Origin of the sequence: Nocardia sp. NPDC051756, from assembly GCF_040681495.1 — a bacterium.
GTDB lineage: Bacteria > Actinomycetota > Actinomycetes > Mycobacteriales > Mycobacteriaceae > Nocardia.
The window spans coordinates 235,634-255,430 of sequence record NZ_JBFAYV010000008.1; the positions used below are offsets into that span (position 1 = coordinate 235,634).

The following is a 19,797-nucleotide window of genomic DNA, read 5'->3' on the forward strand; positions in this document are numbered from 1 at the left end:
ACGCAGGGGCACGTGGTGATGCGGGGATAGCTAACGGTGCGCAGCAGAGTCGAAGGAGCGAATGGATCGTGCGTCCGAAAAGGGCACTGACGTGGGTTTCCCTGGCCGCCGCCGCGGCGTTGATCGCCGCGAGTTGCGGGTCCTCCCCGGATACCGCCGCCGAGACGCCGCCGAAGCCGGGCACGCTGCTTTCCCAGCGGCCGCTGACCAACGGCGGTCCCAAGATCTCGGCGTCCGCCGGTTCGGCGACGTACATCCGGTACGTCTCCACCGCACCGGACAAAGCGCCCATCGAGGTGTCCGGTGCGGTGTACCTGCCGAAAGGCGCCGCGCCGGAAGGGGGTTGGCCGCTGGTCGCCTACGGGCACGGCACCTCCGGGGTGGCCAACGAGTGCGCGCCGACCAGCTCGCCCGAACTGTTCGGCAACGATGTCACGGTCGCCGGTCTCCTCGACGCCCACAAGGCCGTGGTGATGACCAACTACCAGGGCCTGGACGGACCCGGCTCCGCGCCGTATCTGCAAGCCGAGTCCTCGGGCTACGACGTGCTCGACTCCGTGCGCGCCGCGCGGCAACTGGACCTGCCGGTGACCAAAGACGTTGTGCTCGTCGGGTTGTCGCAGGGCGGGCGGGCCACCGAGTCCGCGGCGGAGACGGCAAAGACCTACGCGCCCGAGCTGAAGATCCTCGGCAATGTGCTGCTCTCACCCGCGCTGCGCAGCGATCTCGCCACGGCCGCGGCGACCAACACGCTGACTGTCGGCCAGTACCTGCTGCTGCCCTACCTGGTCGCCGCCGTCCGCTACGACCACCCGGACTACTCCTACGACAAGATCCTGCACGGCCCGCTGCTCGCGGCGGCGCCCCGGCTCGAAGGCCTGTGCACCGGTCAATCGACGCTGAAGGACTTCGCCGTCGGCCAGGCCGCGACGCCCGCCGCCGCGCAGTTCGTCGACGACACGGCCAAGAGCCTGCTCGCCGACTACGAATCCGCCGGTAACCTGCCCAAGGTGGCCACCGACATCCCGACCTTCCTCTCCCGCGGCGACAACGACGACCTGGTCAACACCGCGTGGGGCAATCAGGCCGTCGCCGACATGTGCCGCCTCGGCATCAACCTGGTCGACCACGTGCTGCCCGGCGGCCACGAGGCCTGGCGCACCCGCGGCGATCTGGTCACTGCGTGGATCAACGACCGCTTCGCCGGTCTGACCGTCCCGCCGACCACCTGCCGCGCATGACCGGCCGGCTGAAATTCGGTGCGGCCCTGCTGTTCCTGACGATCACGTACTACCTCGCCGAATTGATCGTCGGGGGCCGCTGGCACGACGCCAACCCCTACAGCTGGTCCGCGAACATGATCAGCGACCTCGGCGTCCCCGAATGTTTCGGCGACATGGCGCAATACGGCGCGACCACGCCACGCTACATCTGTTCGCCGTGGCACGCCCTCATGTCCGCCGAGTTCGTCCTGCTCGGCGTTCTGGTCCTCGCCGCCGCCCTCCTGCTCACCCCGCTGCTGCCGAAAACCCGTGCCGCACGGTCGATCCCCTACCTGGCCCTGATCAACTGCCTCGGCATCGTCCTCGTCGGCGTCTTCCCCGGCAGCGCGGGCGAGGTCCCCGACGGCAACCACCTGCGCGCCGTCCTGCACCCCGCCGGCGCCTACCTCGAACTGCTCTCCGGCCTCGCGATCATGATCATCATCGCCCGCCTCTACCGCACCCATCGCGCCTACACCGCAACAACTCTCGCGCTGATCGCGATCACCGTCATCGGCATGCTCACCAGCCTCGCGCCGGAGCACCTGGGCCTCGGCGCGGGCACCGCCGAACGCCTCGCGATAGATCCGTTCGTCGTCTGGCGAATCATCACCGGCGTCGTTCTGTTCCTCGCGTTACCCCGAATTCAGTTCCAGGGCAACGACACTGCCGTCGAGTCCGCGCCATCCCGCGGAGCTACCGAGGCCTGAGGGCGGACTGCCCGCCGATCAGCTCAGCGTGGTGGTGAGCGGGGCCGAGTCGCGCTTGGTCGCCTGGCGGGCGGCGATGCGGTCGCGGCGCTCCTCGAACTTGAGCATGTCGCGTTCGTACTTCGCCAGGTACTCGGCGAGTTTTTCGCGGGTCTGCTCGCCGGCGGCGGTGAAGTCGGTGCGCTCGAAGATCTTCCAGATGCGCAGCACCGGCATCACCACGTCCTCGAGGTGCTGGCGCATGTCGTAGATGCCGTGCTTGGCCATCAGGGTGCCGTAGCGGCGGAAGTTCGGGTTCTCCGCGCCGGGCATCTGGAAGTTCATCAAGACCAGGGCGATCGCCTCCATGGCCTGATCAGGGGCCAGATCCAGCGCCGCGCCGCACATGTTGCGGTAGAAGATCATGTGCAGGTTCTCGTCGGCGGCGATGCGTTGCAGCATCTTGTCCGCGATCGCGTCGTTGCACACCCGGCCGGTGTTGCGGTGGCTGAGCCGGGTGGCCAGTTCCTGAAAGGTCACGTAGGCCACGCCGAGCAGGAATCCGGCGTCGGGCACCTCACTGGGATCGACCGTGCCGTACTTCGCGACGGCCAACGGGTCGAAGCCCGTGGTCATCGCGATCATCCTGGCGTTCTCCAGCTCGACCGGGTCGACGCCGCGGGTGACCACCAGGTAGTCGCGCAGTACGATGCCGTGCCGGTTCTCCTCGGCGGTCCAGCGGCCGACCCAGGTGCCCCACGCGCCGTCCTGGGAGAAGTTCTCCGCGATCACCCGGTGGTAGGAGGGCAGGTTGTCCTCGGTGAGCAGGTTGGTGATCATCGCCGCCTTGGCGACGTCGGACAGCTGCGACTGGCTGGGGTCCCAGTCGACGCCGCCCATCGCGGCGAAATTACGGCCCTCGTCCCACGGCACGTAGTCGTGCGGATGCCAGGCCTTCGCCATCGACAGGTGCCGGTTGACGTTGTCCGCCGCGACCGGCTCCAGCTCCGTGAGCAGCTCGAGCTGGGTCAGAAGTCGGCCCATTTGCGTTACCCCTCAGACATTTTGGCTCACTTTGCGCGGGGCCCGAACACGACCGCCAGCGCGACAACCTCCGCGAGCCTACGGATCCGTAGGTGGCAATTCAACCGGCCGATCAGCTGCCCCCAGAACTGGTGGCAGCGCCGAGCGGCCGCGGAACGAAGCGCGCGCAGCCGGCCGGCAGCCGGGCGCCCGCGGTGCGGAGCTGGGCGATTCGGGTGAGATAGGCGGCGCCCAGCATCAGCTGATCGGCGATATCGGCGACGTGCCGATTGCTGAGCGCGGCCAGGTAAGACCCGTTGACCCAGCTGTTGAAACCGCCCATCGCGGGCCCGGTCCACACCTGGTAATCGGCGGCCCGATCGGCCTCGCCGCGGATGCTCCACCCGGACGAAAGGCCCAGATACCACCGGAAAACTAGAGCCATCCGGCGTTTCGGATCCTCCGCCGCGCCGACCAGCTGACCCGGATCGCGTTCGGTGAAGTAGCTGACGCAGTCCTGCCACACCGTGTCCAGCGGCCGCCGGAACAGCGTGGCCTCCAGGTCGCGGCGCAGTTCGGCCGGGATGTCCTCGATTCCGGCGTACGCGCGGTAGGTGTCGTAGAGGCGTTGCGCGCGGGCGGCGAACATGGTGCCCCGGCGCAGCACCTGTACCTGCACACCGAGTTCGAACATGTCCGAGGACGGCGCCATCGTGCAGTCGGCGAAATCCGCTTGGGCCAGTAGCTGTTTGGTGGTGTCGCATTGCGCGGCCTCACGGGTGGCCTGGTTGATCGAGCCGGTCACCACGTAGGCGGCGCCCAGCGCGAACGCCGCCGCGGCGGCCGCGGGTGTGCCGATCCCGCCCGCGGCGCCGATGCGTACCGCGGCAGCGGCGGGCAGGGTGCTGCGATCGCGCGCGGCGATCAGTTCCGGCAGCAGCACCAGCAGCGGCCTGCGGTCGGTGTGACCGCCGGAGTCCGCCTCCGCGGTGATGTCGTCGGCCATCGGCACCTGCTCGGCCAACCGCGCCTGTTCCGCGGTCACGTCGCCCGACGCGACCAGCTGACGCAGCAGATTCGCCGGGGCCGGCCGCAGGAACGGCTCGGCCACCTCGACCCGGGAAACCTTGGCGATCAACCGGTTCCGCACCTCGACCTGCCCGTGCCGATCGACGCCGAGACCGGCGACCCGGTAGCGGACCACCTCGGCGGTGAGGCCCATGAAGGCCGAGGCCTCCACGCACCGCACCCGATGGCGCAGGCAGGAATCGACGATCGCTCGTTCCAGCGCCGGTTCGGACGGGCTGTGGATCAGGTTGCAGGCGAACGGCTTTCCGGGCAGCGCGGCGCTGAGTTCGGCCAGCGCCGCGTCCACCACCGCGGGCGTGACGCCCGCGGCACCGTAGGAGGCGAGGTAACCCGCCCGCGCCATCGCCGACACCAGGGCCGGCGAGGCGATCCCGTTGGCCATGGCCCCCGCCGCGTACGCGGCCCGCACGCCGTGGGTGGCGTGGAACTGCTGGTCGCCGAGCAGTTCCGGCGGCAACGGGGCGACCGCGGTGAGCACCTCCGCGCGGGCGGCGAGGCCCGCGTCGGAGGTCACGCCGACCCGGCCGTCGTGGCGGACGATCCAGGCCGGTTGCCGCACCTCGAGCAGCACGGCGGTGATTTCCTCGGCCGTCTGCGCGACGGCGCTCGTCTGCGCGGTGGTCATCGGTGGTCCTCTCGCTCGACGAGTTCGACCGCGAGGTCGGTGAGTTCGTAGATGCGCAGGCCCGGCTTCCACAGCGAACCGTCCACGATGACGGTGACGCCGTGCGGTCCGCGCCGGATCTCCTTGATGTGCGCGTCCAGTTCCACCGTGCCGTCGGTGGGCAGGAACTGCCCGCGGTAGCGCCAGCCGAACGGCAGGTCGGCGGGGATGCGGAAGACCGGATCACGCAGTGCGTCAGCGAATCCCGCGTCCAGCATCCACTCCTGCACCGCGTGGATGACCGACTCCACGCCCAGCGAGCCGGGGATCACCGGGTCGAGGTGGAAGTGCCGGTCGAAGTACCAGTCCGCCGGGTCGATCGCGCGCAGCGAATGCAGGTAACCCGCTCGGTATTTCCCGCCGCCGTCGACCACGTCGATGTGGTCGATCAGGGCGAGGGTCCGGCGCGCGCACAGCTCGGCGTTCGGGTCGGCGCGGCGCGCGGCCACGTCGATGGTCCGGATCCGGGCTTCCGCGTGCTCGTCCAGCCAGGTCGGGGCCGCCCGGCCTGCGTCGAGGCCGGTCTGGTTGGCCAGGGCTTCGTCGCTGAAGTAGCCGAACATGGTCTCGCCGGAATAGAACGGTTCGCCGTCCACGCTCAGCGTGTAGTCGAACGTTTGCAGGGACGAACCGGGCAGGATCGTGGTCGACAGCAACCGCGACGACTGCTCGATCGTCTTGTCGCGCAGGTCGAGCTGGCGCAGCACCGTTGCCGTGCCGCCGAGATTGCGCAGGCTGAGGGTGACGCCCGGCTGGGTGAGCGTCGGTCCCGCGTAGTAACCCATCAGCAGTGCGGCTTGCAGCGAGGTTTCCATGTAGACGAAGTGCGGCATGGACTCGTTCGCCGTGTCGCCGTAGTACCAGGAGTCGGCGGGTGAGTCGTACTCGGTGGTGTAGGTCGCGCCGTCCAATCGGCCACGCGCGCCGTCGAATTCGATGACCCGGTCGACGAGCAGCAGGCCGCCGGTGGGCAGGCGGGTTGCGCGGACGCCCGTGTATTCGGCGAATTCCGGTCCCATGGCGATGCTTTGATCGCCGCGGGCAAGGTGGGTCATGTGGAATTCGTTGAGCAGCAAGGACGGTGCGGCCTCGCCCGGTCCGACTTCGGTGCCGACCGGTTCGGCGACGGTGACGGTGACCTGCAACTGTCCCGGCGTGCCGGCCAAGTTCGCCGTCGCGGTGACGTGCGGCCGCGGTACCAGGTCGATATCGGTGACGATGAGTTCCACCGTCCCGGCGGGGATTTCGACCGAACCGCTGAGCCGTGTGGTGCTCAGCGTGCTGCCCGACAGGCACAGCTGCATGCCGGTGAAGAGCGCGAATACTTCCGCCGCCTGCACTGCCGCGGCGCGCGGGTCGCCGTCGAATTGCGCGACCACGCGGCCCTTTCCGGTGCCGCCGCGCAACTCGATCGTCGGGACCTCGGTCAGCACCAGGGGGCCGGCCGCCGCGAGCCGGGCGACCGAGACGACGCCGAAGCGCTGATGCCGCGTGCCGAACACACCGGCGACGTCACCATCGACCAGGCGCAGCAGAGCCGCGCGGTCGAGGCTCCGGAGCCGGGTGCGAGCCAGCGGCTTGAACGCCGATTCGGCGGCCGCGCCCTCGGTTTCGGCGACGGCGCCGTTGCCGCCGCCGAAACCGGGGCCGTAGCTGTTGCCGGCCGTCTGTTCGCCGACTGCCGCGACGGGCTGACTGTCACCCGTTGCCGCACGCAGCGTCCGCTGCCAAACTGCCCGCTGCAACGCCACCTGCGCGGACAACGCCGCACGATGCGCGGTGACCACGCCGGAGCGAATCTCACTGAGCGGGTGGGCGACTCGGGGCGTTCTGTTGCCCGAATCCCGCTGCTGCTCAACCGGATCACGATCACTGTTCTCGGACCTCAGCGCTACCGCGTCGCCACTCTGGGTCGCGGTCGGGTGTTCCCGGCCGCTAGTAGTAGCCGCATCCGCCGGCTGAGCCGGGGCGGCAGCCGCCACCGCGGAACCCACCACCGGATCGAACGGTATCCCGTCGAACTCGAGCACTGTCATGCCATCCACCGCCTCACCGAGGTCTGGAACTTCTCTGTCAGATCCGGCGTCGTCACCGCGGTGACGTCCGAGAACCGTTGCAGCACTGTGCCGTCCGTTGTGGTCGCGGTGGCGTCGATGCGGGCATCGACGCGTCCCGTGCGCGGGTTGTCCACGACGAGCAGGAACGTCTCGTCGGTGGGCAACGGCCGGTAGTAGTCCGCCCGGCCGACCCCGAGGGGCAGGCAGGCGCCGCCGAGCAGGCGGTAGCCGAGGACCGGCGGGCCTTGCAGGATCAGGTCGGCGAGGACCGGGTCGTGCAGGCGGCCCGCGTAGGCGCCGTTGGCCACTCGTGTTGCGGGCAGCGAGCATTCGAAGACGATCGCGTCGTCGGAGGCCGCCCGCACCAGGCGCAGACCCTGAAGGGCCGGCGCGTGGAACTGGATGGCGTCGCGATAGATGTTCCCGTCGCTGGCCGATCCGCTGGGAATCGGCTTAGTCGGCGCATCCTCGGCTTCGCTGCCGAGCAGCAGCGTGGCGCGGAAGTGCAGGATGTTGCCGCCACGAATACTGGCTTCGACCAACGTCCGCCCGTCCGCGGACGCACCCGGGACCAGTTCCAGCTCGACCTCGTCGATCGGGTGGTCGAACACGATGCCCTTGAGCACCTCGAAGTCCCGGACGCCGACCACGGTGCCGGCCAGGCTGCGCTCGGCGAGGTTGATCATCGCGCCGAGGCCGAAAGTCGCAGGGAGCACGACATGTTCGCCGATGCGGTGGGCCTGGATGATCGGCTCGTCGGTGAGCCCGGTCAAGACCCGTCGCGCGGACACTGCGCTCGGTTCGACTCCGGCGTCGCCGGACAGTCCGTTCGCGGGGCCGATGAGGACGACGGTGTCCGCACGGTGGTCCGCGGTGAACTGCTCGGTGAAGGCCGCGGCCCCGACCTCGGGGTCCAGCAGCGCGATGCCGCGGGCCAGGAAGTGGCCGCGGAGCGCGGGCGTCACCATGCCGCCGTCCCAGGCGCCCCAGTCGATCGCGGTGACGTGGCAGCCGGGATGCTGCCGCCGCCAGCTCACCGCGAACCGGGACAGCGCCTCGTTCGCGGCGGCGTAGTCGGCCTGGCCGGCGTTGCCGAACAGGCCCGCCACCGAGGTGAACAGCACCAGGTGCCGCAGTTCCCCGAGGGCGGCGAGCACGGTGGCCAGTCCGGCGATCTTGGGTTCCAGGACGCGGCCGATGGATTCGGCGGTCTTGTCCGTGATCATAGAGTCGGCCAGCACTCCGGCGCCGTGGACGACGCCGGTGATGGTGTCGCGCCACGGCTCGAGCGCGGTCCGCACCGCGGTCTCGTCGGTGGCATCCACCGCGAGATACTCGGCCCGCGAATCCAGTTCGGTCAGCGTGGCCCGGATTTCCCGGGCCGCAAGCACTCGGGAACAGGCGCGCTCGATCTCGCGCGGCTTCACGCCCGTGCTCGCCAGCGCACGCACCGCCGCGGGCTTGAGGTCCGCGTCGGGAACGCCTGCCGCCCAGTCGGGTTCGGGTGTCAGCTCGGATCGGCCGAGCAAGACGAACCGGGCCTCGCTGCGTTGCGCCAGCGCTTTGACACAGGTCGCCGTGACCCCGCGTGCGCCGCCGGTGACCAGCAGAACGTCCTCTGCCGTCAGCAGACTCGGCTGCTGCTCGGCACCGGGGCGCACGATGGTCACGGAGGTAGCGGGTGCATACGCACTCGGGACGAGTGTCCGCCGCTCCCCCGCCGCGTCGATTCCGACTTCAAGGGAATCCCGTGCCGCGTCGAACAATTCGGCGGTCACCAGGTCGGCCAGCTGTTCCGGCGTGACCTCCGGGTCGAGGTCCAGCGCCCGGCAGAACAGCGACGGCTGTTCGGCGGCAAGGGTTTTCACCACACCACCGACGCCACCGAGCAACGCATGCACCGGGTCTGCCGTGCCCGCGAAGCCGAGGTGACCGTCGAGGCGGGTGACGGTGACGAAACTCGCCCGGTCATCGGCCTTCTGCAACAACGGCACCGCCTGACCGGCGGCCAGGATGGTCGCACCGAGGCGCTGCTGTGCCGAATCCCAGTCGGCCGCACTGCCGACGACAACCAGGCACACATCCACGGAGCCCAGCTCCGGCAGATCCGAGCCGCTGCGGCGATGGACCGCCCACCCGAGCGCGCCGAGCGCGGATTCGAGTGCGGCACAGTCCGGCTCCGCCTCCCCGCTGAGGTCCAGTAGCGCGACTTCCGCGTCCGCGCGGTAGGGCGCGTCGGCCCGGTCGACGGCGGGCAGGGCGATCAATTCGACGGCGTGCCGCGGCGTGGGGGCCGCGGCCTCAGCTTTTGGGTGGACATCACCGCCCACCGACGTGGCCAGCTCGTCGACGATCTGATCGAGGGTGCGTAGCGTGCCCAACTGCTCCGGGCCGAGGCTCGGTAAGTCCGGAAACCGTTCCTGTAGCGCGCCGATCACCTGCACCCGCTTGATCGAGTCGACACCGAGATCGGCCTCGAGGTCCATCGACGGATCGACCATTTCGACCGGGTAACCGGTCTTTTCAGCGACGACTTCCTGCAATGCGCGGCGCAGGGTGTCACCGGTGGGCGCGTCGACGGTCTCGGACATAACCGCGCCGTTCGGAGCCACATCCGCGCCGTTCGGACCGGCAACCGATCCATTCAGCTCGGTCTCGCCGAGCAGGTCGGCGATCTGGTCCAGCGTGCGCAGCGTGCCCAACTGCTCGGGGCCGAGGTTCGGCAGGTGCGGGAAACGCTCTTGCAGCGCACCGATCACCTGAACTCGCTTGATCGAGTCGACACCGAGATCGGCCTCCAGGTCCATCGACGGATCGACCATCTCGACCGGGTAACCGGTCTTCTCGGCCACCACTTCCTGCAACGCCTGGCGCAGTGCATCGGCAGTAACCTGGCCGTTGGTCTCAGCCACCGGAGCGTGCGATCCGTTGCCGGTGGCCTGCGTCTCCGGAACAACCGGTGCCGCAACAGGTTCCACAGGCGCGACCGGCTGCGGCTGCGCCGCCACCGGAGCGGTGGTCAGCGGCCGGCGCTGCGGCGCCTCGATCGCCGGCTGCCGCGCCGACTCCACCCGGCGCGGGGCCGGGGCCGCCGGCCGCTGTGCCGGCGCGAAACCGCTTTCCAGCTCGGCCAATTGGGCGAGCACATCACTGGCCCGCGAGTGGCTTTCGCTGATCGCGACGCCGTGGTCCTTGACCGCCTCGATCGCCCGCACCATCGCGTCGTCCAGGGACCCGGCGCCGAGCACGCCGGCCAGTCCGCGGGCCATATCCAGCTGCCCGTCGAGGAATTGGCGGTGCGTCTGCAAGTGCTGCACCAGCGCACTGTCCAGCGCGTCCGCTCCGGGGTCGTAGGAATCAGCGGGTTGATACACGGTGGTCTCCGTTGCTTCGGTGAAAGATGGGGCCACGACCGGTGTTTCGGGCAGGCGATCGACCACGGTGTCGACCGGAGCGGAAACGGCGGCCGCGGGCGCCGCCAGGCTGACCCGGTAGCCGTCGTCGAGCACGGCGGCGTACGCCTCCCGACGGCTCTCGGGCACGTATTCGGGCGCGGACATCGTCACGGTCATCGGGCGACTCGGCTTGTGCCGCACCGCCGCCGCAGCGGCGTGCCCGTTGATCCCGTGCAGGCCGAAGCCGAGCACGGCCAGCCGGACCGCGGCCCGCGCCAGGGTGAGGTCGCTGTTGCCGATCGGACCGGCGTCGGTGGCGATGGCGACCACGTCGTCGCCGAGGGTGCGCCGCACCAGCGAGGTGAGCACCTGCTTCGGGCCGAACTCCACGAATACCGTGCAGCCCGCCGCCCGCATCGCGGTCAACGCCGACGCGAATTCGACCGGCTTGCTGAGCTGTTCGGTGATCAGGTCGCGATTCGCCGCGACGTCGCTGCCGTAGTGCGCGCCGGGGGTGTTGGCATAGACCGGCGCGTCCGGGACCCCGATCGACACCGTGGCAGTTGCCTTCGCGAACTCCGCCACCGCGTGCCCGACGTAGGGCGTGTGGAACGCGCCGGACACCGGCAGCTCCCGGGTGCGCACGTCACGCTCCGCGCTGCGCGCCACCACCGCGGCGACGCCCTCGACGCCACCGCCGATCACAACCTGGTCAGGGGCGTTGTGGTTGCAGATCCACACATCGTCGATGTCGTCGAGCAGTTCCTCGGCGAGCCCCCTGGTGGCACCGAGCGACACCATCGTGCCCGCCGCGACACCCGGCTCCGGCGTCATCGCCACGCCGCGTGCCCGGGCCAGCTCGAAGAACTCCTCGGTGCCGATCGCACCCGAGGCCCACAGCGCGGTCAGTTCGCCGAAGCTGTGCCCGAGGTAGCCGTCGGCCCGGAACCCGTACCCGGTCAGCACCTGGAACTGCCCCGCCGCCAGCGCACCGATCGCGGGCTGCGCGAATTCGGTACGGCGCAAAGCGGTTTCCTGCTGCTGCGCGGTCTCGTCGTCGAAGGCAGGCGGCGGGAAGACCACCGACGACACCCGCACCGGCGCACCGGTGAACGCGACGTTGGCCGCGTCGAAGGCCGCGCCGACCGCCGGATTGTTCAGTGCCGCATCCAGTCCCATGTCGACGTACTGGCTGCCCTGCCCGGCGAACAGCGCGCCGACCTTGCGGTCCGGCAGCGCGGCGGCGCGGAAATACACGCCCTCCGGGTGATCCCAGGCCGCGGCGTCGGGCCGGCGCACCAGCTCATCGACCGCGAGACCGCGCAGATGCTCGGCGTTCTCGTCGTCCACCGAGACGAACCCGATGCGCGCGTGGCCCTCCGGAATGTCGCCGCCGTCGATCGCGTCGACGCTGCGCACCGCGTCCACCAGACCGGCGACGTCGGGCGCGTGCCAGAGGTGTGCCCGCGCGGTCCGGTGCAGCACCGGCTCGTCGCGGGTCGAGTCGGCCTCTTCCAGGACGACGTGAAAGTTGGTGCCGCCGAACCCGAATGCCGACGCCGCGGCCCGGCGCACCGGGCGCTGCGGGTCGCGGATCCACGGACGGGTGCGGGTATTCACGTAGTACGGCGCGTCGTCCGGGGCGATCTCCGCGTTGGGCGCGGACACATTGATGGTGCCGGGCAACACCTTCTGGTGCAGCGCGAACGCCAGCTTCATCAGGCTCGCGGTGCCCGCGGCGCCCTTGGTGTGCCCGATCTGCGACTTGACGCTGCCGAGCGCCGCGAACCGCGGCTCCGAAGTCGCGTCGGAGAGCAGCCCTTTCAGCGCGGTCAGCTCGGTCTTGTCGCCCACCGGCGTGCCGGTGGCGTGCGCCTCGATCAGCGCGACATCGGCGGGCGAGCACTCGGCGTCGGCGTAGGCCCGATCGAGGGCGACCCGCTGACCGCCGGCCCGCGGCGCGTAGATGCTCTTGGCCCGGCCGTCGCTCGACGAACCGAGGCCGCGGATCACCGCGTAGATCCGATTGCCGTCGCGCCGTGCGTCTTCCAGCCTGCGCAGCGCGAGCATGGTGATGCCCTCGCCGAGCAGGGTGCCGTTGGCGTCCGACGCGAACGGGCTGATCTGCCCGCTCGACGACAGCGCCCCGACCTTGCTGAAGCACATGTAGATGAAGATGGTGTTCTCGGTGTCCACGCCGCCGGTGATCATCATGTCGGCCCGGCCGTCCTGCAGCTCGGCGATCGCCGTGCGCAAGGCGGCCAGCGAGGCCGCGCAGGCCGCGTCGACGGTGCAGTTGATGCCGCCCAGGCCCAGCCGGTTCGCGACCCGGCCCGCGGTGATGTTGGCCAGCAGGCCGGGGAACGAATTCGCCTCCCAGGGCGCGAACGCGGCGACGAACTTGTCCGCGATCGCGTCCGCGTCGGTGTCGGAGAGCCCGACCGAGCGCGCCGCCTCCTTCAGCACCGGCGTGGAGAGCCGCGCGGCCAGCGGGTGCATCAGCGGCACCGGACCGGTGGTGCCGAGCACCACGCCGGTGCGGCCCGGGTCGTACCAGGTGGAATCCACCGCACCGGCGTCGATGAGCAGGTCCCTGGCCACGCCGAGGCTCAGCGTCTGCATGGTGCTGGTGACCTCGAGCTGGTTCGGCGGCAGGCCGAACTCCAGCGGATCGAACTCGATGTCGGGCAGGAAGGCGCCGCGCCGCGAGTACGTCTTGTCGGGGGCGTCCTGGTCGGCATCGAAGTAGTCGTCGAGGCTCCATCGGGACGTGGGCACCTCGGTGGTGCAGTCCACGCCGTCGACGATGTTCTGCCAGTACTCACGATGGTTGTGCGCGTTGGGCAGCAGCCCGGACATCCCGACGATGGCGATCGGGTTGCGCGCCAGGCGTCTGTCGTCTGTCACGAAAGTTCCTCTCGAACCGGATGGAAAGATCAGGCGGCGACGGTGGTCGCGGTACGCGACGCGATGAGCTCGGCCGCGCCCGCGGCGAACATGTGGTGACCGAGCGAACTCGGGTGCAGGCCGTCTTCGGTCCACACCTCGGGCAGCGCCCAGTCGGGTTCGGTGGCGATATCGAGCAGCAGCGTGCCGGTGTCGGCGGTGACCTCGGCGAGCACCAGGTTGGCGAAATCGAAGCGCGCCCGCAGCAGAGCGCGGAAACTGTCCGGCACCGGCAGGCGGGCCGGGATATCGGGGTAGCTCGCGGTGAAAACCGTTGCGCCACTGGCCCGCAACGTGCCGAAGATGGTCGCGAGGTTGCGTTCGAAGCGCGCGGCGTCGAAGTCGCTGACCAGATCGTTCACCCCGACCACCACGCCGAACAGCGCCGCCCGGGCCGAAACCGCCCGGCGCAGTTGCTGTTCCACCACCACGGCGGTGGTCGCGCCGTGCACCCCGAAGTTGCGCACCGAGGCGGGGCGCAGCCCCAGCTGGCCGCCGAGTCGCGGCACCCAGCCGCGGTAGCCGCCCCCGGCCGCGGCATCGCCGCGGCCCTCGACAAAGCTGTCCCCCAACGCCGTCAGGCCGGGGATACTCATGCGGAGATCCCGTTCTTGCTGACATGCCGTGCGGCGGCCGGGAAGTCGACCTTCTCGTACAGATCGGCCAGCTCCTGCTCGCCGAAGTACTTCTCCGGGGAGTAGATTCCGGCGATCAGGCCGAAGAAGCCCTTGGTGTACTCGGCGTCGTAGCTGGTGGCGCGGAACACCGAGTCGTAGTACGGCGACAGCGACAGGCCCGAAATGCTCTCGGTCAGCTCGTAAGTGCTCGCGCTCTGCAGGTCGCGCTCGCGCTCGTACTCGGCCAGCACCTCGGCCATCGGGCTGGCGCCGGACAGGCCCTCGTGCACCAGATCCGAGAGCAGCTGCGCGTACTTGAAGGCGTCGGTGATGCCCCAGCCGGTGAACGGGTCCTTGTGGTAGCCGGCGTCGCCGACCAGCGCCCAGCCGGGACCGAACGAGCGGCGACGGTAGTTGTCCGGGTACAGCATCGGCCGGAACTGCTCCACCCGCTTGCCCGAATCCTGCAGGCTCACACCGAGTTCCGGGTCGATCTGGGAGACGATCTCCTGCACGCCGGCATCGGGGTCGGTGCGGAAGTCGCGGAAGCGGTCCCGCTTGCGCATCACCGCGACCAGGGCCAGACCGTCGTTGGTCGGCCAGGACGCGAACTGCTGCTCGCCGAAGCCGGTGCGGTGCTGCATGCCCCAGTCCAGGCCGTCGTAGTAGGAGTAGTAGATGAAGCACGCCGCCGGGGACCCCTCGTAGACCTCGGCGCCCACCGCCTTCGCGACCGTCGAGTTCGAGCCGTCGGCCCCGATCACCAGCTTGGCGCGGAACTCCTGCTCGGCGCCCTCGCCGACCTGGCCGCGGATGCCTGCCACCGTGTCGCCGTCGAAAATCAGCTCGTTGACGGTGAATCCGTGGATGACCTCGACGCCCGCGTTGCCCGCGGCGTCGACCAGGATCTTGTCCAGCACGGTGCGGCGCGGGCAGTAGACGGCGTCGATGCCGTCGGCCGAGACGTCGGCGAAGCCCTTGATCACGATGTCGGTGTAGGAGAAGTTCAGGTGCCGGATCGCCGGGGTGCCCGCGGCGACGACCTCGTCCAGCAGACCCCACTGCTGCAGCAGGCCGAGGCCGGCCTGGTGGATGTAGTGGGTGGAGGGGGTGTCACTGGGGAAGGTGGCGCGGTCCACCGCGAGGACCCGGTAGCCCTTCCTGGCGAGCAGCATGGCCAGCGGAGAACCCGCGACCCGAGTTCCGACAACGATGACGTCGTACATGTTCGCATCACTTTCCGGTAGTCGAATACTGAAATTGAGTCTGTGGCCGGCCGACGGCGATAACCACCGGGGAAGCCGTAATTCATCGGGCGATCGGTGTCGCCTATACAGCGGGTTGCCGCGGCTGATACAGGACGTCGATATCCGCGACATACGCGGCGGCGATCGCGGCCCTGCGCAATTTCCGTGACGAAGTCAACAATCCGTCCTCGACGGTGAAATCACCGTCTACGATCCGGAAAGCCCGAATCGACTCGGGCCGGGAGACAAGCGAATTCGCGTCGTCGACCGCGGACTGGATGGCGGCGGACAGATCGCCGTCCGGAGTCTGTTCGCGCCAGCGCAGCAGCTGAATCGGATCCAGGGTGATCAGCGCGGTGACGAAGTCGCGGCCATCGCCGATGACCATGCAGTTGCTCACCAGCGGATGCAGCCGCACCCGGTCTTCCAACGGGGCCGGCGCGACATTCTTGCCGCCGGAGGTCACCAGGATTTCCTTCTTGCGGCCGGTGATGCGCAGGTATCCGTTGGCGTCGAGTTCGCCGATATCGCCGGTGCGCAACCAGCCTTCCTCGTCCACCACGGACTGATCCGCGGCCGCGCCCCAGTAGCCGGGCGAGACGTGCGGGCCGCCGACGAGGACCTCGCCGTCGGATTCGGCGATCGCCACCGACGTGCCCGGGATCGGGCGGCCGACCGTGCCGACCCGGTTGGTCTCGGGTGCGCTCACGGTCACCGCGGTCGCCGCTTCGGTCAGCCCGTAGCAGTTCAGCAGCACCACGCCGAAGCCCGCGTAGAAGCCCGAGGTCGAATCGTCAAGGGACGCACCACCGGAGATGACGTAGCGCAGCCGGCCGCCGAGCGCCGCGGCCACCGGATGATCCGAGAGTTCCGGAGTCGCTTGCGCATTCAGCAGTTCCAGCCCGCGCGCCACCGCCGCCTGCTCCTCGGCATCGGACAGCAGGGTACGGCAGTACTTGCGAATCTTCTCCAGCCCGAACGGAATCAGCGCCAGGAAGGTCGGGCGCAGCGTCGGCAGCACCGGCACCAGATCGGGAATGCCGGGCAGCAGATGCGTGCGGCTGCCGCCGGCCAGGCAGGCGAACAGGATGGTCTGGCCGAACACGTGTGAGAGCGGCAGCGCGAGCACGGTCGTCCCGTCGAACATCGCGCCGGTCTGGCGCACCGTGTTGGCCGAGGAGACGAACATATTGCGGTGAGTGATCAAGCAGCCCTTGGAAACTCCGGTGGTGCCGCTGGTGTAGACGATCATGGCCAGGTCGTCGGCGCGCACCGCCGCGACGCGTTCCGCCAGGCTCGGGTCGACGTCGCCGCCCGCCCAGGCGGCGAGCTGCGCGAACGTCCACACCTCTTCCGCGCCGGCCGCCTTCAGGCGCACCGCGTCCGTCTCGTCCTCGGCGGCGAAATACGCACTGCCGCTGTCGGTCAGGATGTGCTCGATCTGCGCCGCCGAGGAGGTCGGGTACACCGGGACCACCACGGCGCCCAGCGCGAGCAACGCGCAATCCAGCAGCGCCCACTCCAGGCTGGTGCGGCCGAGGATCGCGACCCGATCCCCCGCCGCCACCCCGCGCGCCGCCAGTTCGGAAGCCAGCGCGCGGGCCTGCCGATCGACGTCGGCACACGTGAGTTGCGTTCCGTCCGCGCCGCACAGCGAAAGCCGTTGCGGGTGTTCGGCGGCCGCTCCGGAAATCACCGAGTACAAACTCGCGTCGTCCGGAAGGTCGATTCCATTCTCGGTGCTGGACACCGCGGTGACAGACACTTTGTTCACAGTGTCGAATTCTGGTCGCCGGTACCTAATTACGGACCGGTCGATATCGCGGTTCCTACCGCGCGAATGTCATGGCCTATCGAAGAGACTAGGCCGACACCGCGCGGGCAATATCGATGCGTGCCGGTTCCGGGGAAGCCACGCACTCCAGGAAAAGCGATACCGCCGGATTCGACTCGTCCGCACGCCACACCGCGTACAAATCCAGAGTCGGCACCGGATCGAGCAATTTCACCGCCACCGAGCTGCTGCCCGGGGCGCCCATCCCCATCGAAATAGCGCGCGGCAGCGAGGCGAACCCCACCAGCGGCCGCACCGAAACCATGTGCGCGGTCGCACCGGGATCATCCGCGGTCTGCGCGACCGAGAGGGTGATCCGGGTATCGGCCGCCGCGCGGAAGATCGAGTCGTACATGGCCGGACACTGTTCGCGGGCGAACAGCACACACTCCTGGCCCTCCAATTCGGCGAACGGCACGCCGGGCCGGTCGGCCCATCGGTGCCGCCGGCCGACCACCGCCACCAGCGGAACCCGGTGCAGCAGGCGCCGATACCGGAAATCCGTGGTGCTCGGGTGGCCGTAGACCATGGCCAGGTCGAGCGAGCCGTCGGCGAGCGCCGCGAGCTGAGGCCCGGTGCGTTTCTCCCACAGCGACACCACGATGTCGGGGTGCTGCTCGGTCATCTTGGTCAACGCGTCGGGCAGCACATGTCTGCTGGCCGGCAGGTTGTAGCCGATGTTGAGGGTGCCGGCCCGCCCCTCCGCGGTCGCCTTGGCGACCTGGGCGGCTCGGTCCATTTGCGCGACGATGATGCGGGCTTGGCCCTCGAACTCCCGTCCCGCCGGGGTCAGTTTGACCTCGTGCGAGTTGCGTGCCACCAGTTGCACGCCTAACGACTTCTCCAGCTTCTGTAGCTGGGCACTGAGACTTGGCTGCGTGAGATGCAAGCGCTGCGCTGCGCGGCCGAAATGTAGCTCTTCGGCAATCGTGATGAATGAAACCAGATGTCGGAACTCCATGCCGCAGGCTCCTTTTCCGCGTACCCCGAAAGGTAGGCCGCGTCGGGTAACCCCGGATGAACCGCGATCGCACGGATGTTGCCGGGACCGTTGCGGGCGGGTGAACTCGCCCCGGTCCGGCCGGGAAATGTGCTAAGTCGCATCCCGTGACCATCCAGCATCCCCGATCGGGCAGCACGGGGCAAGCCCCCGACTCGCCGGGCACCGCTGGAAAACGTTGCGGGCCAGCGAAAACACCGTCCTCGAACCGCTTCGGCGATGCGCGTTTCGCGCTCGCGCGCCGAGACCGGGCACCGGGCTCGGTAGGCTCACAGACAACGGATAGATGCCGGCCCGAGGGGAGGAGCCCTGCCATGACCGAGGTGCGCGCGCAGTTCGGCGTGCTCGGCGCGGTGGAGCTGACCATCGACGGGGTCGGGCAGTCGCTCGGCGGGCCGAAGCAGCGAGCGGTGCTGGCCTATCTGGTGATCAACGCGAATCGGCCGGTGTCGGTGGAGGCGCTGGCGCAGGCGGTATGGGAGGACAACCCGCCGCCGGACATCCGGACGAGTTTGCACACCATCGTCTCGAATCTGCGCAAGCCGTTGCGGGACAACGGCATCGATGCGCGGACGGTGCTGGCTCAGGTCGGCACCGGGTATCGGGTGACGGTGGCCGACGAGGCCAGCGATGTGCAGCGGTTCCGGGTCCGCAAGGACGCCGGACTGCGGGCGTTGAGCGCGAGGCAGTTCCAGGCAGCCAGTGAGTTGCTGTCCGGTGCGATCGGGCAGTGGCGCGGGCCGGTGCTCGCGGATCTGCGCGGGCTCGCCTTCGCCGACGCGTATGCCACCGTGCTCGACGATGATCGGCTCAGTGCGATCGCGGCACGGGCCGAGGCGGACATCGCGCAGGGGCGGGCCGGACTCGTCGCGTCCGAACTCGCGTTGCTGGTCCGGGACTATCCGCTGCGGGAACCGCTGTGGGCGCAGCTGATCACCGCCCTGTATGCAGACGGACGGCAATCCGATGCGCTCGACGCGGCCCGGCGGTTGCGGGCGACGCTGGCCGACGAACTCGGCATCGATCCGAGTCCGCCTATCCGCGAGTTGGAAGCGCGCATCCTCCGGCAGGATCCCCTGGATAGCCGGGCGCAAGCTGTCGCAGCCTCGATCGGGGCGACGACGATCGTCGAGCAGAGTTCCGGTGCGCAGACGGCGCTGCTGCGCGAGCGGTCCGGCCAGACCTACACCCTCACCGGCACGGTGACCCGGCTCGGGCGGTTGCCGGACAACGACATCGTGCTCGAGCACGGCAAGGTCAGCCGGCATCACGCGGCGATTCTGCACAACGGGCTGACCTATCTGATCAAGGATCTGCTGTCGTCGAACGGGGTTTTCGTCGACGGGATGCGGATCGTCGACACCGGGGTGCTGATCGACGGGGCGGTGATCCGGATCGGGGACTACGAGCTGACGTTCACGCTGGTCGCGGCGGGTTGAGACCAGTTCGTTGGTGCGTCGTTAGTGGGCCGTTGGTGGGCGGGGAGAGAGTTGTCTCAGCCGAGACCGACTGGTCGACACCTGATCGACCGCGGACCCCGATCCGCACCAGCCGCTCCTCGCCCCCTGACGCGTACTGCCCGTCGTGTTCGGGAATCCGCGGCGGTGGTCGGTTTCGGCGTTCTCGTTTATCTGCGTGGGGTGGGCGTGGGGGTCGTGGTTCGGGTGGGAGTTGTGCTGGGGGTTCGGGACGGGGCCGTCGACGTCGTGGTGGTCGGCTGCTGGTTGTAAGGCAGGACTGTGGTGACGGGGCGGCATGAAGGGGTCGGTGTGGGGGTGGTCGTGCGGGTGGATGTCGGTGTCGTGGTGGACATTCCGGGCGGGAGGTGGACGGTGGGCGAGGTTCGCGGCGGCGATGTCGTCGGTCGCGGGGTGCTCGACGGGGTCGATGTGGTCGGGCAAGGTTCCAGCGGACGCGTAGACGTCGGTGTCGGCGACACTGATGGTGTCGGCGATGGACAGTAGTAGACGCCGC

At 69.3% G+C, this 19,797-nt stretch carries 12 protein-coding genes; 4 read left to right on the forward strand and 8 right to left on the reverse strand.

From position 1 onward, the window contains the following. Window positions 1-68: 68 nt before the first annotated feature. Both AB0M22_RS33800 and AB0M22_RS33805 read left to right on the forward strand, forming a co-directional pair. Window positions 69-1,241 (forward strand): lipase family protein, encoded by a 1,173-nt coding sequence (locus AB0M22_RS33800; RefSeq protein ID WP_364735578.1) that lies wholly within the window; start codon window positions 69-71, stop codon window positions 1,239-1,241. Beyond that, window positions 1,238-1,972, forward strand: coding sequence for a DUF998 domain-containing protein (locus tag AB0M22_RS33805; protein WP_364735580.1), 735 nt, complete (start codon window positions 1,238-1,240; stop codon window positions 1,970-1,972). Before AB0M22_RS33800 ends, AB0M22_RS33805 begins: the two co-directional genes overlap by 4 nt. An 18-nt stretch (window positions 1,973-1,990) precedes the next feature. Here AB0M22_RS33805 and AB0M22_RS33810 read toward each other — a convergent pair whose 3' ends face one another. From AB0M22_RS33810 to AB0M22_RS33845, 8 genes are all read right to left on the reverse strand, one after another. After that, the gene (locus AB0M22_RS33810) at window positions 1,991-2,995 is read right to left on the reverse strand and encodes an acyl-ACP desaturase (RefSeq protein WP_364735582.1); all 1,005 of its coding nucleotides are present in this window, start codon (window positions 2,993-2,995) and stop codon (window positions 1,991-1,993) included. A 112-nt stretch (window positions 2,996-3,107) separates the two neighbouring features. After that, the gene (locus AB0M22_RS33815; protein ID WP_364735584.1) at window positions 3,108-4,688 is read right to left on the reverse strand and encodes a PfaD family polyunsaturated fatty acid/polyketide biosynthesis protein; all 1,581 of its coding nucleotides are present in this window, start codon (window positions 4,686-4,688) and stop codon (window positions 3,108-3,110) included. Continuing rightward, window positions 4,685-6,763, reverse strand: a complete 2,079-nt coding sequence (locus AB0M22_RS33820) for a beta-ketoacyl synthase (protein WP_364735586.1) — start codon at window positions 6,761-6,763, stop codon at window positions 4,685-4,687. The genes AB0M22_RS33815 and AB0M22_RS33820 overlap by 4 nt, the downstream gene beginning before the upstream one ends. Beyond that, entirely contained in the window at window positions 6,760-13,086 is a 6,327-nt protein-coding gene (locus tag AB0M22_RS33825; protein WP_364735588.1) for an SDR family NAD(P)-dependent oxidoreductase, read from the reverse strand. The genes AB0M22_RS33820 and AB0M22_RS33825 overlap by 4 nt, the downstream gene beginning before the upstream one ends. Window positions 13,087-13,115: 29 nt before the next feature. Beyond that, the gene (locus tag AB0M22_RS33830; RefSeq protein ID WP_364735590.1) at window positions 13,116-13,721 is read right to left on the reverse strand and encodes an SGNH/GDSL hydrolase family protein; all 606 of its coding nucleotides are present in this window, start codon (window positions 13,719-13,721) and stop codon (window positions 13,116-13,118) included. Beyond that, the gene (locus AB0M22_RS33835) at window positions 13,718-14,968 is read right to left on the reverse strand and encodes an NAD(P)/FAD-dependent oxidoreductase (RefSeq protein ID WP_364735592.1); all 1,251 of its coding nucleotides are present in this window, start codon (window positions 14,966-14,968) and stop codon (window positions 13,718-13,720) included. The genes AB0M22_RS33830 and AB0M22_RS33835 overlap by 4 nt, the downstream gene beginning before the upstream one ends. A gap of 103 nt (window positions 14,969-15,071) precedes the next feature. After that, complete coding sequence (locus AB0M22_RS33840) at window positions 15,072-16,763, reverse strand: AMP-dependent synthetase/ligase (protein ID WP_364735594.1); 1,692 nt, start codon at window positions 16,761-16,763, stop codon at window positions 15,072-15,074. Between the two features lie 88 nt (window positions 16,764-16,851). Then, the gene (locus AB0M22_RS33845) at window positions 16,852-17,784 is read right to left on the reverse strand and encodes a LysR substrate-binding domain-containing protein (RefSeq protein ID WP_150407809.1); all 933 of its coding nucleotides are present in this window, start codon (window positions 17,782-17,784) and stop codon (window positions 16,852-16,854) included. Window positions 17,785-18,137: 353 nt separating this feature from the next. On the opposite strand from AB0M22_RS33845, the gene AB0M22_RS33850 reads away from it, so the two are divergent. Together AB0M22_RS33850 and AB0M22_RS33855 are read left to right on the forward strand one after the other, a co-directional pair. Further along, window positions 18,138-19,262, forward strand: a complete 1,125-nt coding sequence (locus AB0M22_RS33850) for a BTAD domain-containing putative transcriptional regulator (RefSeq protein WP_364735597.1) — start codon at window positions 18,138-18,140, stop codon at window positions 19,260-19,262. 330 nt (window positions 19,263-19,592) lie between these two features. Further along, entirely contained in the window at window positions 19,593-19,787 is a 195-nt protein-coding gene (locus AB0M22_RS33855) for a hypothetical protein (RefSeq protein ID WP_364735599.1), read from the forward strand. Window positions 19,788-19,797: the final 10 nt, after the last annotated feature.